We start from the raw sequence: 15,237 nt of genomic DNA, 5'->3' as shown, positions 1-15,237 counted from the left end.
CGGTAAATGAACCGCCCAGAGGGCGGCGTTACAAATTATCCGTAACTATTTATCATTGATAGGATTATGTATTAATACTCATTAAAATATGCAAAGATATCTTCACGTAATTATATTATTTTGGAGTACCGCGATCGCAGCCGAACTAGAGTATCGCATTAACTTCGTTCTATCCGCCCTCAGTAGCATCGGAAACCTTATTGGCAGCTTATTTGGACTGTTCCTATTCTATCGTACTGGCTACACCTTCGCGGGCTATTCATGGGAAGAAGCCCTAGTCGTGCTCGGCATATTTACCATCCTTCAAGGCTTCTCTGCAATCTTCCTTGTACCCAACCTCAACCGCATCGTCGATCAAGTTCAACAAGGCACTCTTGACTTCGTACTTCTCAAACCAATTAGTTCCCAATTTTGGCTTTCAGCACGCACTGTTTCTCCTTGGGGAATACCGGATTTAGTATTTGGAATTGTGGTGTTAGTCTACTCAACCGGCAAACTAGGGATCGGGCCGATAAATTGTATTTTGAGTGTAATACCCCTGGCATTTGGTATGATTAGCCTTTATAGTTTGTGGTTTATGTTAGGCGCGATGAGTATTTGGTTTGTCAAAATCTCTAATATCACTGAAGTTCTCAGGGGTTTGCTAGAAGCAGGTAGATATCCGATGGCGGCTTATCCCGCAGCTTACCGTTTCTTTTTCACCTTTGTTGTACCCGTCGCTTTCCTAACTACTGTACCCGCAGAAACCCTACTTGGTAGAGGGGAAATATTGTGGATTTTTGGGGCTGGAGTTTTAGCGATCGCACTTTTTTTAGCTTCCTGTCTTTTCTGGCGATTTGCCCTACGTTTTTATACCAGCGCTTCTAGTTAATAACGGATTAACTAACAGTTGGGTTTGAATTCGCTACACCAACCTACCACCTCCCCATCTCCCACTCCCCCATCTCCCCCTCCTCCCCTCAAATCATCCTTAAGATAGATGCCAAGTCCAAAAAACTTATGTTTTATTACATAAAAAATACATATCAATTGTACCTCTTTCTAGGCAATTCCCACTTACCGAACTTTTTTTTATGAACGGAGACAAAGTAAAGGTTCGCTTAAATTTTGTAGTTTCGCCAGAAGTCAACGAAGCATTAGAAACTCTTGCCTACAAGACAGGCGGTACCAAAACAGAAGTATTTCGTAGAGCTATTGCCTTAATGGAAGTAGTAGTGGATGCAAAACAACAGGGTAAAAAAATAGGAATTGCCGATAAAGATCAGCCTCTAGTGACTGAAATTATTAGTATTTGAGACAGCCAAATTTGCTAATAATATTTGGTGTATTCAGCAATAATACAATCACCTAAAAATATTTATCGGGATTCCTAATTCTCAATCCAGTCATCAGTCATCAGTCTCCAATGAGTACAATTCAAGCGCTATCTTCGCCAATCAAACGCTACTTCATTACGACTTTAGCTCTAGGCACTGCACTACTTATGACAATTCTGCTGTGGCCCACTCTCAAAGAGACCCCTGCTTTATTCTTTGTTCCCGTTTTAATAGTTAGCGCTTGGTTTGTGGGTATAAAGTCAGGACTAAAATGGAATCAATCAGAACTCGATAAAGAACGAGATTTTATCTCAAAAATCATTAGTACAGTTGGTAGTTTGATCGTAGTATTAGATCGGGAAGGACGCATAGTTAGTTTTAACCAAGCTTGCGAGAAAACAACTGGCTATTCTCACGATGAAGTTAAAGGTAAATATATTTGGGATTTGTTGATAATTCCTGAAGAAATAGAATCAATAAAAAAAGTTTTTGAGAACCTAGTCGCAGGTAGCTTTCCCTCGAATAATGAAAATTTCTGGCAAACAAGAAATAGATCGAGTCGGCTGATTTATTGGTCGAATACAGCCATTTTAGACAAAGACGGTAAGGTTGAATATGTAATAGGAACTGGCTTAGACATTACCGACCGTAAAGCAGCCGAAGAATCACTATCTTTATCTTATAGCCAGTTGGAGAACCGCGTTATAGAACGCACAGCAGAATTGAGTCAAATTAACTTAGCTCTGCAAACAGAAGTGGCAGAAAGACAGAAAATAGAAGCAGCACTGCGGCAAAACGAAGAAAGATTTCGCTGCTTAAGCGCCTCTTCGCCTGCCGGCATTTTTATGACCGATATTCAAGGTCAATGTACCTATACAAACCCTAGCTTTCAAGCGATTTGTGGATTTAATTTTGAGGAAAGTTTAGGATATGGCTGGTGCGCTTCTATTCACCCAGAAGACCGCGATCGCGTATTTGCAGAGTGGTCATCTTACACCAACTCTCCCCGCGAATACAAAAACGAATTTCGCTTTTTAACTGCTGAGAGAGGCGTGCGCTGGGTTCGCATTTGTTCCGCTCCAATGTTCTCAGATATTGGCAAAATTATCGGTCATGTTGGCACCTTAGAAGATATTACCTACCGCGTAGAATCTCAACAAGCTTTATATCGTAGTAAACAGGAATTCAAAGCAGTTGTAGAAAACACCCCTGATATTATCATTCGGATTGACAAAGAACTGCGGTATATCTATGTAAATCCTGCCGTAGAAAAGAATATGGGAATGCCAGCAGCAGCATTCCTTGGCAAAACAAATCAAGAACTAGGTGCGCCGCCAAATTTGTGCCAACTTTGGGATGAAACTCTCCTCAAAGTTTTCGCATCAGGAGCTGAACAAGCAATAGAATACCAAGCTCCTACAGTCGAAGGAATGCGAACCTATCAGTCGCGAATAGTTCCAGAATTTGACAGCGATGGTTCAATACAATACGCTTTAGTAGTAGCCCGCGATATTACCGAACTAAAACTTGCAGAAGCTCAGCGGACTCAGTTGATTGCCGAACAAACGGCTAGGGTAAAAGCAGAAGCATCAGAACAACAATCGGCATTGATGGCAACTGCAAGTGCAGTGCTTTCCTCCTCCCTCGATTGGGAAACCACCCTCAAAAATGTAGGAGAATTAGCAGTTCCCACCCTTGCTGATGGCTGCTATATTGACATCGCAGAAACAGACGGGACAGTGCGGCGGCTGGCGGCGACTCACGTAGAACCCTCAAAAGTCGATTTGTCCACACAGTTAGAGCAGCGCTACCCAACTCCGGCGATGCCTACGGCTGGCAAGGCCTACGCAATTCAGGGCTATCGATTAGTAATGCGGACGGGACAGCCAGAACTGATTCCAGAAATTACTGATGATATTTTAGTGGCAGCGGCACAGGATAGCACACACCTAGAAATGTTGCGATCGCTCCAACTCGGCTCTCAATTGTCCGTACCCCTAACCACAAGGGGACGGGTATTAGGCGCGATTACCTTCGTCACCACCAAGGCCGGTCGCAGATATAATTCAGAAGACCTAAGATTGCTAGAAGACCTTGCCGATCGCATCGCACTTGCCGTAGATAACGCCCAACTTTACCGCGAAGCACAGTTAGCTCAAGCTCAAGCGGCCGAGTCCTTCGCCTCAATTGACGCACTCCTAGAAGCTGCTCCTCTAGGAATCTGCTTCCTAGATAGAGAAATGCGATTCCTCCGCGTCAATGAGGTACTTGCAAAACTCAACTGTTTTCCCCCAGGCGAGCACTTGGGTAAAAAATTTCACGAAATCTTGCCCAAATGCGCCGCCCGATTTGGGGATACGATACAGCAGGTATTAGACAGTGGAGAACCCTTGCTCAACGTCGAAATTACCGGAGAATGTAACAAAACACCGGGACAATTCGGGTATTGGTTGGGCAATTACTACCCTGTAAAAGCTAAAGATGGGGAGACTCTGGGAGTTGGCGTGATTCTGACAGAAATTACAGAAGCTAAGCGGACAGAAGCAGCATTGCGAGAAAGCGAAGCGCGGTTTCGCAGCGTAGTTGAGTCTAATACGATCGGAGTTGGTTTTTGGGAGCAAGACTGCAAAATTACCGATGCTAACGATGCTCTGCTGAAAATTATCGGCTATACGAGGGAAGAATTGCGTTCACTTGCTCTGAGCTGGAAAGATATCACGCCGCTGGAATACTGGCCCTTAGATGCAGAAGCGATCGCTCAAGTCCAAGCAAACGGTAGTTGCACGCCCTATGAAAAAGAATACATCCGCAAAGACGGCAGCCGCATCCCGATTTTAGCCGGGGGAGGTTTGATCGAGGGATGCAAAGATCGAGGAACATTCTTTGTTTTAGATATCAGCGATCGCAAACAAGCAGAAGCCGCCGAGCGCCAAGCCAACAAGAAAATAGCCAACATCCTCGAAAGCATCACCGATGCTTTCTTTACTGTTAACAAAGAATGGCAATTCACCTACGTTAACACCCGCTTCTTGAACATGACAGGATTGCCGAAAGCAGAATTGCTCGGCGCTTGCATCTGGGAGAAATTCCCCGATGCAGCAAGCTCTCCATTCTACGAACAGTACCACAGAGCTATGTTTCAACAGCTCCCCATCCACGTAGAAGCCATATCCTCAAACGGCTCCGGGCAATGGTTCGAGGCGCGGGCTTATCCTTGGAGTGATGGCCTCGCCGTGTACTTTCAGGACATCACCAAACGCAAGCGCACAGAACAAGCCCTGCGGGAAAGCGAAGCTAGAGTCCAGCGCCAGTTAGCAGAACTCAACCACGTTTATAACACCACTCCAGTCGGGCTGTGCTTTGTAGATATAAACTTACGCTTCGTGCGGATTAATGAGTACCTAGCTGCTGTTAATGGTAGAGCGATCGCCCAACACTTGGGACGGACTGTTAGAGAAGTAATCCCAGAACTTGCGGATTTGCTAGAGCCCCTTTACCATCAAGTCATCGCCACTGGCATACCCATTCTCGACCTGGAAATTCAAGCCGAAACCTTGCAGCAGCGGGGAATTGTCCGAGATTGGCTAGTTAGTTATTACCCCGTTAACGACAGCGAGGGAAGACTTTTAGGCGTGACTAAGGTGATGCAGGAAATCACCGAACGCAAAAAAGCAGAACGGGCGCTCAGAGAAAGCGAGGCAATTTTCCGCAGACTATTTGAGGTTAACGTCTTCGGTGTAGCGATCGGCGATTTTCACGGTCAGATTACTTATGCCAATGAAGCGCTTTTAAAGATGGTCGGCTATACTCGCGAAGAAATGCTCTCAGGTCAAATGCGTTGGGATCGGCTAACGCCACCGGAGCAATTGTATCTCGACGAGATCGCGATCGCAGAACTCCGCACCACCGGAGTAACAGCATCTTTTGAAAAAGAGTATATCCACAAAAATGGTAGCCGCGTCCCCATCCTCATTGGCGGCGCAATGCTGGCTGAACCTTTTACTGAGCAAGAAACTGCGATCGCCTTCTACATCGACATGACTGAGATCAAGCGAGTGGAAGCGGAACTGAAAAATAATCAACAGCGGCTGCAACTAGCTCAGCAAGCTGGCAAAATCGGCACTTTTGAGTGGAATGTCCAAACTGGTGAAATTACCTGGACGCAAGAGTTAGAAGCGCTCTACGGGTTAGAACCAGGAAGTTTCGGAGGTAAATACGAAAACTGGACGCAACTGCTGCATCCCGACGACATCGCCAAGACAAAACAGGAAATTGCCAAAGTCGCAAATTCAGGTGGAGAATTAGATATTGAATTCCGCATCTGCCGCCCTGACAACAGCATACGGTGGATTGCCCTGAGAGCTACGACCTTCAACGACGAGCAAGGTTTACCGCTACGAACGATCGGCGTTAACGTAGACATCAGCGATCGCAAGCGCATCGAAGAAGCGCTGATGGAAACTAACCAAACCCTCAAAACCTTGATTCGAGCTTGTCCCCTGGGGATTACAGTTTTTAGCGCCGAAGACGGCTCAGTAAAAATGTGGAATCCAGCCGCAGAGAAGATTTTCGGCTGGAGCGAACAGGAAGCAAAAGGTTGTTTCCTTCCTTCTGTCCCCCCAGATAAGCAAGAGGAATTCCAAGCCAACCTGAAAGCAATTCGGGACGGATTTCCCCTCACGGGTTTAGAAACTCGCCGCCAAAAGAAGGACGGCTCCGCAGTTGAGATTGGCTTGTGGGCAACATCCGTGTACGACGCTAAGGGCAATATTAACTGTATGTCGATTGTGGCTGATATTAGCGATCGCAAGCGAGCGGAATCAGAACGGGCGCAGTTACTCGATCGGGAACGCGCCGCACGGGCCGAAGCCGAATCCGCAAACCGCATGAAAGATGAGTTTTTAGCAACTCTTTCCCACGAACTCCGCACGCCTCTGAATGCCATCTTGGGATGGGCACAATTGCTCCGTAGCCGCAACTTTAATGAAACCACAACTGCTCGCGCTCTGGAAACTATAGAGCGTCAGGCGAGATTGCAAAAGCAGCTTATTGAAGACCTTTTAGATGTTTCCCGGATTATTCAAGGGAAACTGTGCTTGAACGTCCGCTGGTTCGACCTTGTGGAGACGCTCGAAGTAGCGATGAATTCTGTGAGTTTAATGGCAGGAGCTAAGTCCATTGAGATCGATGCTTTCGTTGACCCCGCAGTGGGATTGGCTTGGGGCGATGCCGAGCGCTTTCAGCAGGTGATCTGGAATTTACTTTCTAATGCGATCAAGTTTACCCCTGCCGGCGGGCAAGTTGAAGTGGAACTAAGGCTAGAGACTGGGGAATGGGGAGATGGGGGACATGGGGGAGTTGAAATGACCGTGCGTGATACTGGAAAAGGCATTTCTGCTGAGTTTTTACCCTATGTTTTTGAACGCTTCCTACAAGCCGACGGCTCTGTAACTAGGTCTTACGGCGGATTAGGGCTGGGATTAGCGATCGCCCGCCACTTGGTGGAACTGCATGGTGGTACTATTAGCGCCCAGAGCGAGGGAGAAGGCAAAGGAGCGACGTTTACAGTTAGATTACCCCTCAAACAGGGTATTGAGACTCGCGAAGTGGGAATTTCGCCAACAACCGCATCTCTACCCAGTGCTGAGACTCCATCCTCTAACGAACTTTCTGACCTCCAAGTCTTAGTTGTTGACGATGAGACAGACACTAGCGAGTTTTTGGTAGCTTTGCTAGAAGAGTATGGGGCCACTGCGATCGCAGTGGCTTCGGTGGGAGAAGCGATCGCAGTTTTGGAGGGTTGGCAGCCAGATATTTTGGTCAGCGACATTGGAATGCCGATTGAGGATGGCTACTCACTAATCCGTAAGGTGAGAGCTTTGGAAGCTTTTGAGGGAGAACATTTGCCAGCTTTAGCTATAACTGCCTATGCGAGGGAACAAGATCGATCCCAAGCTTTGGCCGCAGGCTTTGATGCTCATATTGCCAAACCTGTTGAGCCGGAGCAATTAGTAGCGGTCTTAGCGAATTTGGCTGTTATCGCTAGGGGCTAGAAGAAGGGGCTAGGGGCTAGGGGCTAGCCCCTAACCGCCTTGGCGGTTGCTATACAAATCCCGATGAGTAAACTCCTTCGCATCTTTCCCAACATAATTGGCCGCAATATGGCCATCGCCAACCACGCGATATTTATATGTGACTAACCCTTCTAAACCTACGGGCCCGCGAGGTGGCATTTGCTGAGTGCTAATTCCCACTTCTGCACCAAATCCATAGCGGAAGCCGTCAGCAAAACGAGTCGAACAATTGTGATAAACTCCAGCGGCATCGACTTGATTTAAAAATATTTCTGCGGCTTCTATATCTTCAGTCACAATTCCATCGGTGTGCCGAGAACCGTAGGTATTAATGTGATTAATTGCCGATTCTAAGCTATCGACGATTTTAATTGAGAGAATTAAATCGCTGTATTCTGTTGACCAATCTGCCTCGGTTGCAGCTAGAATAGGCAGAACTTCACAGGTTTTTTTATCTCCCAATAATTCAACTTTTACAGTTTCTAAAGCTTGGGCAACTATGGGTAAAAAATCAGCAGCGATCGCACTGTGAACCAATAAAGTTTCAATGGCATTACAAGCGGCTGGATACTGAGTTTTAGCGTCAATGGCAATCTCTACGGCTTTATTAAAATCTGCGGATTTGTCCACATATAAATGGCAAATTCCCTCGGCGTGACCTAATACTGGAATGCGGGTATTTTCTTGGACAAATCGCACAAAGGAGTTAGAACCTCTGGGAATAATTAAGTCAACGTAGCCATCTAATTGCAACAGTTCTAAGGTTTCTTCTCGCGTGGTGAGTAACTGGACTGCTTCGGGATTAACGGCAGTTTTTGCTAATGCTTGATGAATGATTTTTACTAGGGTTTCGCAAGAACGGATCGCCTCTTTACCGCCTTTGAGAATTACGCCATTACCAGATTTAATTGCTAGAGAGACTATTTGAATTAATGCCTCTGGGCGGGCTTCAAAAATGATCGCTAAAACGCCTAAAGGACAAGTTACGCGCTTGAGAATTAAGCCTTGGTCTAATTCGCGATTAATTTGGACGACACCGACAGGATCGGCAAGTTTGCCCACATCTCTAACACCTGCGATCGCGCCTTGCAATTTCACTACATCCAACTTCAGCCGATTGTATAGTGGCCCCGCAATGCCGTCAGCCTCAGCCGCTTGGCAATCAGCGGTATTGGCTGCTAAGATTTCGGGGGCTGCGGTTTCTAAGGCTTGCGCGATCGCTTCGATGGCTTGATTTTTTGCCTCAGTAGATAATACGGCTAGCGATCGCGCAGCTTGGCGGGTTTGGGTGGCAATTTCAATCAGAGAACGGGATGCAACTTGAGAAATAGTCATAAAATTTAAAGTGATTTAATTGGTGCTAGAATTCTATGATATAGATTTGATAATAAAAAGTACCCTTGTGGGGTACTTTTTTAGGTTTATGGAGTTTCTAACAAACAAGTTGTTAAACTTGGTTGTAGTATTCTGAAGGGCTGATATTTAATCCAACTTCAGCAGCTAAACGGCTCAACATCGACTGATGGCGCTTCTTAACGGCGCGATCGCGATTCATCATCAGGGAGCGAGCTTGCTCTGAAATAGGCATAACTGGTGTCGGATCTGCTTGAGCAACGACTTCTTGACTCTGTGCGATCGCACTTGGGTTATTGCTATAACTTACACCGCGATAGGTCAAGTTAACGCTCGGTTGCAATATTGGAGCTTTCTTGAGATTGCGGAACCGCCAATCTAAACCCCGATACTTCCCGCCTACGTTACCTTCAACGGTTTCAACTACGGGAGGAGTATATTCGTAACTAATGCCGCGATATTGAAGTTTCATGGTCTTCGCCTCTTTCTATCAATTAGGTGAACTGAGGCGCGTTCCTTCGGGAGTTGTCCCTACTTCCGTCTCGTTCGCCTCTATCAACTAGAGGCAATTAAGATGAACGATTTATTTCTCTTTACTGTATTCATTGTTACTGTTTTTTCGCCAAATGTCAAGTCTTTAATAAAACTTAACAATTCAAAGGATTAGCGTCACCCCGCCGGGACGGTGGTAAAGATAGCGCCGGGACGGCGGCGTTACATGAACAGTGGGTAAATCCTTAAAACTTAACCGCCGCCTGAGTCAGGCGGCGGTTAAAAATAGACATCGACCAAATTTGAGGTTTTTGTCGAGACAGGATCAGAGTTTTAGAGATATCTAATCAATCAAGTCCCAGATTTAATGAGCAGAGCCGTTACCGTGATAGTTGTCACTGTCATAAAATCCATTTTTCGTGCCGAAGAACAGACAACCCAGGGTAAAAACAACGGTCAAGGCTGCTAAAACTAACTTGACATCCATAACTGAGCTTCCTCTGTTTGATGATTGACACTCAGATTGTAAACTCTTCTTGGCTGGCGCGTTCATCTCCCAATGTCGCGCCTGATTTGCTAGGTTGTACCCTTGTGCGGCGTTTTCCTAATGGTGAAATAATTCGGGGTGCGATCGTGGAAACAGAAGCTTACGCACCTGGAGATCCAGCTTGTCATGCTTACCTGCGTCGTACTCCTCGCAACGAGGCGATGTTTGGGCCAGCGGGTACAATCTATATATACTTGATTTACGGTATGTATCACTGTCTCAATATTGTGACCGATTTGGAAGGAGTTGGTAGTGCTGTGTTGATTCGAGCTTTACAATTAGAGTCAGTTCCAGAAGGATATCAACAATTAAAACACGATGCCGGAAACCGGCGGCTTCGCGATGCCGGAAACCGGCGGCTTCGCGATCGCCTTGCTGCTGGCCCAGGGAAACTTTGCCGCGTACTTCAGATTAATTCTAGTTTAAATGGTCTGCCTTTACGTGCTGGAGAAGGGCTATGGTTAGAACATCGGAACACAGAATTTCAAGAAGCTGTAGAGGGAGGTGCGATCGCAATCGTCCAAACAACGCGGATCGGTATTTCTAAAGGTGTTGATTTGCCTTGGCGATGGTATATAGCAAATTGTGCAGCCGTGTCTAAGTTTTAACTAAATTATTAGGGCAATTTTATTTCTCGTGTGAACTTACGTAACGCCGCCCTCTGGGCGGTAATTCACCGCAAGCGAGGGCGGCGTTACGGATATCTATCCTCATCGTCTTGGCGGTTGCTATAGTATTATTAGGTGTTAATTATCCATTGTGAATTACCAAAATAAATATTGTTGTCATGCTGCCATTTATCCGCCAAGATTTAGCACAACTTACTGCTTATACCCCTCATCCAGGTGGCACTTCTGGGGAACCAGAGAAGTCTGAGATTGCTCTCGATCGCTTAGACACGAATGAATGTCCCTACGATCTGCCTGATGAGTTGAAACAAAAGCTAGGTTGGAACTACCAGGAGTTAATTGAGACAAATCGATATCCTGATGGTGGCCACGCAGCGCTTAAAGCGGCGATCGCAGAATACGTCAATGAATCAATTACTCCCATTCAAAATTCTTTAATTACCATAGATAATATCTCAGTTGGTAATGGTTCTGACGAATTAATTCGCTCATTGCTGATTGCTACTTGTCTGCGGGGAGAAGGTTCGATTTTTGTTGCTAATCCGACCTTTTCAATGTATGCTATTCTCGCTCAAACCCTCGGTATTCCTGTGGTGAGTGTAGGGCGAAATGAGGCAAACTTTGAAATAGATTTAGCAGCAGCCCAAGGAATAATTAAACAGACTCAAAATCCGCCAGTGCGGGTAGTATTTGTAGTTCATCCCAATTCACCTACTGCCAATATTTTAACCCCAAATGAGTTAGACTGGCTGCGAAGTTTACCAGATAATATTTTGGTAGTAATTGATGAAGCTTATTTTGAATTTAGCCAAACTACTCTTGCTGGCGAATTGCAGCAGCATCCTAATTGGATAATTTTACGGACGTTTTCTAAAGCATTTCGGTTAGCTTCTATGAGGGTAGGATATGCGATCGCACATCCCGAACTAATCGCCACCCTTGAAAAAATCCGTTTGCCTTATAATCTCCCTAGTTTCTCTCAAATTGCCGCTCAATTTGCTTTAGCTCAAAGGCAGTTATTGCAATCATCAATTCCCGAAACCTTAGCTCAGCGAAGCAAGTTAATTGCAACTCTTAGTCAGCACCCAAAATTACAAGTATGGCCAAGTATGGCTAACTTTATCTACCTGCGACTTAAAAGTGATGACACTAACTATATAGATGAACAACATCAAGATTTGATGCAGAAACTTAAAGCCCAAGGTACTCTAATTCGGCACACAGGTGGAGGTTTGCGAATTACCGTCGGTACTCCCGCAGAAAATCAGCGAACTATTGAGCGACTTGAAGGAATGCTTTAAAATGGTTGTGGTAGTTGCGATCGCGAAGTCGCAAGGCTGAGAGATCGCAAGGTTTCCCTCTTAAATCAATTCGCGATCGCCATAATTATCGTCCTACATTTTTGGACAAAAGTAAAAATACAACTGTGCAATTATCCAACCATAAAATTTGAGGCATACGCTGTGCAACTGCTTTGAAGCCTCAGAAATTGGAGCTTTTAGCCATTTTAATGCCCTTACCCTGGTTTCAGCCACGATACCTGATGATTAGCCAGACGGCTCCGCTCCTAAACGCTCAGCCGCAAGATCCCGAATCAGCGATAGCCGAGACTGGATATACTGATTCAAAAGTTCAGCTTCGTTGCCATTGATGGCGGAATTCATTTTGAACTGCTTGAGCAACCACTGTGCGAGAGTGTCATCATCTAGCGTCACTAGGACATTGGCCTGAGTGGTTTCAACTAATGACCAGAGCTGGCGTAACATGGTAGGAGTCATAAAAACCTCCGAAAATCGTGAATCCTCATCCAAGGTACTTGGATGAGAAGAAACTGGTGATATTAAGCCGTCAGCCCCCCATAACGAGTAGGGTTTTCGGCTTAATCTTTATTTTATATTTCTAAGATAGCTGAATATGGTAATAACAGAAGTAAGAACACACAAGTTGTCATAAGAGTTACAAATTGCTTAATATTCGGATAAATATCTTGACTAAAATCTCATTTTTCTTTACATAAGATTAAGCTATTAGTATCAGAACGCACATTATTTGTCAGTGTAACAAAATACTTTATTGCAACATACATTCGCTCTAAGTCTTGCTGGATAAGGATTATAGGGTGCAAAATATATTTAAGCTTTCTCTCCCTCAACCCCCCGCAATCGACCAGCAGTTCTCAGAATTTGACAGGCCAAAATCGCTGCACCAAACCCATTATCAATATTCACCACACCTACACCAGCAGCACAAGAATTAAGCATTGTTAACAAGGGAGCTAAACCGCCAAAACTAGCACCATAACCGACACTTGTGGGTACAGCAATCACCGGACAATTCGCTAAACCCGCAACCACACTAGGCAAAGCCCCCTCCATTCCAGCCACTACAATTAACACATCTGCTTCAGAAATAACGTGCCTTTGACTCAGTAAACGATGAATTCCTGCTACTCCTACATCCCAGAGACGGCGTACCTGAAACCCGCAGAGTTCTGCCGTCACAGCCGCCTCTTCTGCCACAGGTAAATCGGCAGTTCCCGCAGTAAGGATAGCAATAATTCCCGGATTTTTTGGGATTGCTAAATCAGGAACAATGGCACAAATTCGAGCATTTCGATAATAAGATAAATCAGGAATTTCCTGGTGCAATTGCTCGTAAACCTGCGGTGTAATTCGAGTAGCCATCACCACAGAATTGCGCGGTCGCATCACCTGTATAATCTCAACAATTTGCTCAGGTGTTTTTCCCTGTCCCCAAATTACTTCTGGAAAACCAGTTCTTAAACTACGGTGGTGGTCAATTCGCGCAAAATCGCCTACCTGTTCAAAGTCAAAATGCTTTAATTTTTCCAAAGCTACGCCAGGACTCATATCCCCAGCCGCAACAGCTTTTAGTAAATTTTGTAATGCTTCAGATTCCATGAATTTTTGTTAGTTGTTAGTTGTTAGTTGTCATTGCGAGCCAAGCGAAGCAATCGCCATAATGTGAAACTACTTCGGTTTAGCAATTACCAATTACCAATTACCAATTACCAATTTTATTCCATTATTTTCAGCTCATACAAATTCCAGAAAGCACCACCAATAGAACTATACTTAATTCCAGAAATGCGATCGCGTACAGCCTCAAAAGTCAGGGGATTCACCATATAAACAAAAGGCACTTGTTCAGTAGAAATCCGCTGCGTCTCCGCATAAAGCTCCTTGCGCTTTGCCTCATTTAACTCCTGCGATGCCTGCACGTAAAGGTCATCAATTTTTTGCTCCCAGTCAGCAACAACCCAACCCTTAATCGGTGGTTCTCCCGGTTGGGAAGGTTGGTTAAAACTGTGTAAAGTCCCCTTAGTTGACCACACATTATAGCCGCCGTGCGGCTCTACACCGCCACCCGTAAAACCACCCAAATAAGTATCCCAATCTCGTGTCAAGCGTAGCTTTTCTACATAAGTATTGAAACTCAAAAACTGCGTGTCAATTTGAATCCCAAGTTTGCCTAAGTCTTGTTTAATTTGTGATGCCATCTGTTCGCGAACCTTTTTACCCGCAGACGCTAGTATAGTAAATCTGACTTTGTTTCCCTGAGCATCCAACAATTGCTCTTCAGAATTATATTTAAAACCAGCATCAAGTAACAATTGTTTCGCTTTTTTGGGATCGTAATTATAAGTTTTCAATCCCTTTTTTGGAGAAAGGTAAAAGGGACTTTGCACCGGAATTGGGGAATGCAGGGGAGCACCCAAACCTCGATAAATATTGTTCGTCATTGCATCTCTATTAATTCCGTAAGCAATAGCCTGCCGAAATTCCTTAATATTAAACCACCGAGACTTAATCGGGTCTACCAAAGGCTTATTCTTAGAATTGCGGGCCTGATTGAGATTAAAAGCTAAAAACACAGTCCCAGAGTCCGGCCCGCCGTTATAAATAGTATATTTACCTCGTTTTTCCGCCTTTTTTAACAGCGGAAATGCCTCTGGCTGTACATCAAGGGTATCCAAATCTCCAGAGCGAAAATTCAGCAGTTGAGTATCTGTATTTTCCATAATTTGCCAAACAATTTGCTCAATGTAAGGCAAAGAATTTCCCTGAGAATCTTTGCGCCAGTAGTAGGGGTTACGCTCTAAAATAACTCGCTGATTTGGAGTATAGTTAGTCATCCGATACTGACCATTACCAACAATTTTTTTGGGGTCTGTATTAGTTCCCCAAGTTGATAGAAATAGAGGTTTTCCATCAGCATCGGTAGTACGAACACTTTCTGCTAAAATATGAGCTGGTAAAATTGGCAATCCGCCAGCAAATCGAATAAAAGGTGCAAAGGGTTCTGCTACAGAAAATTCTACTCGGCGCGAGTCAATTTTTTTTACCTTGGGAAATTGGCGACTGACTCCAACTCTGAGAATGTCTTTTAAACTAGAGGGGATTTTATCATTGAGGTAAATACCATCGTAAGTAAAAATGATATCGTCGGTGGTAAAAGGTTCGCCATCTGACCACTTCAATCCTTCCCGCAGAGTAAACACAATTTTCTTGCCATCTTTAGATACTTCCCAGGATTCAGCTAAACCGGGTTCTAGCTTCGATGTCAGGCCATTTTGATTGAGCAATCCCTCATAGAGATAGCCAAAAACATCATAAGCTGACTGATTTAGCGGAGAGTTGAAAGTTGCTGGCCCACTTGGTGTAGGAACTACTAATCGTGCTACTAAGTTAGAATGAGCTGGACTGCATGAATAAAGAGTGATGGCGATGATAACTCCTAGTAAGATAGGAAGCCACCGACGTAAAACATGAGGAATTGAAGAAGTTATCATAATTATTTACAAC

At 44.8% G+C, this 15,237-nt stretch carries 11 protein-coding genes and 1 riboswitch; of the genes, 5 read left to right on the top strand and 6 right to left on the bottom strand.

Going from position 1 to position 15,237, the window contains the following annotated elements:
* Positions 1-88 precede the first annotated feature (88 nt).
* From PY364_RS24260 to PY364_RS24250, 3 genes are all read left to right on the top strand, one after another.
* A complete protein-coding gene (locus PY364_RS24260) occupies positions 89-871 on the top strand; it encodes an ABC transporter permease (RefSeq protein ID WP_275570272.1) in 783 nt (260 codons plus the stop codon).
* A gap of 202 nt (positions 872-1,073) precedes the next feature.
* Entirely contained in the window at positions 1,074-1,295 is a 222-nt protein-coding gene (locus PY364_RS24255; RefSeq protein WP_275570271.1) for a DNA-binding protein, read from the top strand.
* Positions 1,296-1,405: 110 nt separating this feature from the next.
* A complete protein-coding gene (locus tag PY364_RS24250) occupies positions 1,406-7,369 on the top strand; it encodes a PAS domain S-box protein (RefSeq protein WP_275570270.1) in 5,964 nt (1,987 codons plus the stop codon).
* Positions 7,370-7,399: 30 nt separating this feature from the next.
* Here PY364_RS24250 and PY364_RS24245 read toward each other — a convergent pair whose 3' ends face one another.
* The 3 genes from PY364_RS24245 to PY364_RS24235 all read right to left on the bottom strand — a co-directional run bounded on the left by PY364_RS24245 (position 7,400) and on the right by PY364_RS24235 (position 9,722).
* The gene (locus PY364_RS24245; protein ID WP_275570269.1) at positions 7,400-8,725 is read right to left on the bottom strand and encodes a glutamate-5-semialdehyde dehydrogenase; all 1,326 of its coding nucleotides are present in this window, start codon (positions 8,723-8,725) and stop codon (positions 7,400-7,402) included.
* Positions 8,726-8,837: 112 nt separating this feature from the next.
* Positions 8,838-9,215 (bottom strand): DUF4278 domain-containing protein, encoded by a 378-nt coding sequence (locus PY364_RS24240; RefSeq protein ID WP_275570268.1) that lies wholly within the window; start codon positions 9,213-9,215, stop codon positions 8,838-8,840.
* A gap of 35 nt (positions 9,216-9,250) precedes the next feature.
* Positions 9,251-9,326: riboswitch (Glutamine riboswitch) on the bottom strand.
* 273 nt (positions 9,327-9,599) lie between these two features.
* Positions 9,600-9,722 (bottom strand): hypothetical protein, encoded by a 123-nt coding sequence (locus PY364_RS24235; RefSeq protein ID WP_275570267.1) that lies wholly within the window; start codon positions 9,720-9,722, stop codon positions 9,600-9,602.
* A 20-nt stretch (positions 9,723-9,742) separates the two neighbouring features.
* Here PY364_RS24235 and PY364_RS24230 point away from each other — a divergent pair, with 20 nt between their 5' ends.
* Positions 9,743-10,390 (top strand): DNA-3-methyladenine glycosylase, encoded by a 648-nt coding sequence (locus tag PY364_RS24230; RefSeq protein ID WP_275570266.1) that lies wholly within the window; start codon positions 9,743-9,745, stop codon positions 10,388-10,390.
* Between the two features lie 179 nt (positions 10,391-10,569).
* Positions 10,570-11,712 carry a histidinol-phosphate transaminase gene (locus PY364_RS24225; RefSeq protein WP_275570265.1) on the top strand — a complete coding sequence of 381 codons (1,143 nt, stop codon included), beginning with the start codon at positions 10,570-10,572 and terminating at the stop codon, positions 11,710-11,712.
* A gap of 246 nt (positions 11,713-11,958) precedes the next feature.
* Here the strand turns inward: PY364_RS24225 and PY364_RS24220 are convergent, their stop codons facing one another.
* The 3 genes from PY364_RS24220 to PY364_RS24210 all read right to left on the bottom strand — a co-directional run bounded on the left by PY364_RS24220 (position 11,959) and on the right by PY364_RS24210 (position 15,224).
* Positions 11,959-12,189, bottom strand: a complete 231-nt coding sequence (locus PY364_RS24220) for a hypothetical protein (protein WP_275570264.1) — start codon at positions 12,187-12,189, stop codon at positions 11,959-11,961.
* Positions 12,190-12,543: 354 nt separating this feature from the next.
* Complete coding sequence (gene larB / locus PY364_RS24215; RefSeq protein ID WP_275570263.1) at positions 12,544-13,332, bottom strand: nickel pincer cofactor biosynthesis protein LarB; 789 nt, start codon at positions 13,330-13,332, stop codon at positions 12,544-12,546.
* Between the two features lie 116 nt (positions 13,333-13,448).
* Complete coding sequence (locus PY364_RS24210; RefSeq protein ID WP_275570262.1) at positions 13,449-15,224, bottom strand: ABC transporter substrate-binding protein; 1,776 nt, start codon at positions 15,222-15,224, stop codon at positions 13,449-13,451.
* Positions 15,225-15,237 lie beyond the last annotated feature (13 nt).

The organism is Kamptonema sp. UHCC 0994, from assembly GCF_029167235.1.
Taxonomy (GTDB): Bacteria; Cyanobacteriota; Cyanobacteriia; order Cyanobacteriales; family Microcoleaceae; genus Kamptonema.
Note: the sequence above shows the minus strand (reverse complement) of the source record. Positions and strands in the feature narration are given on the sequence as shown.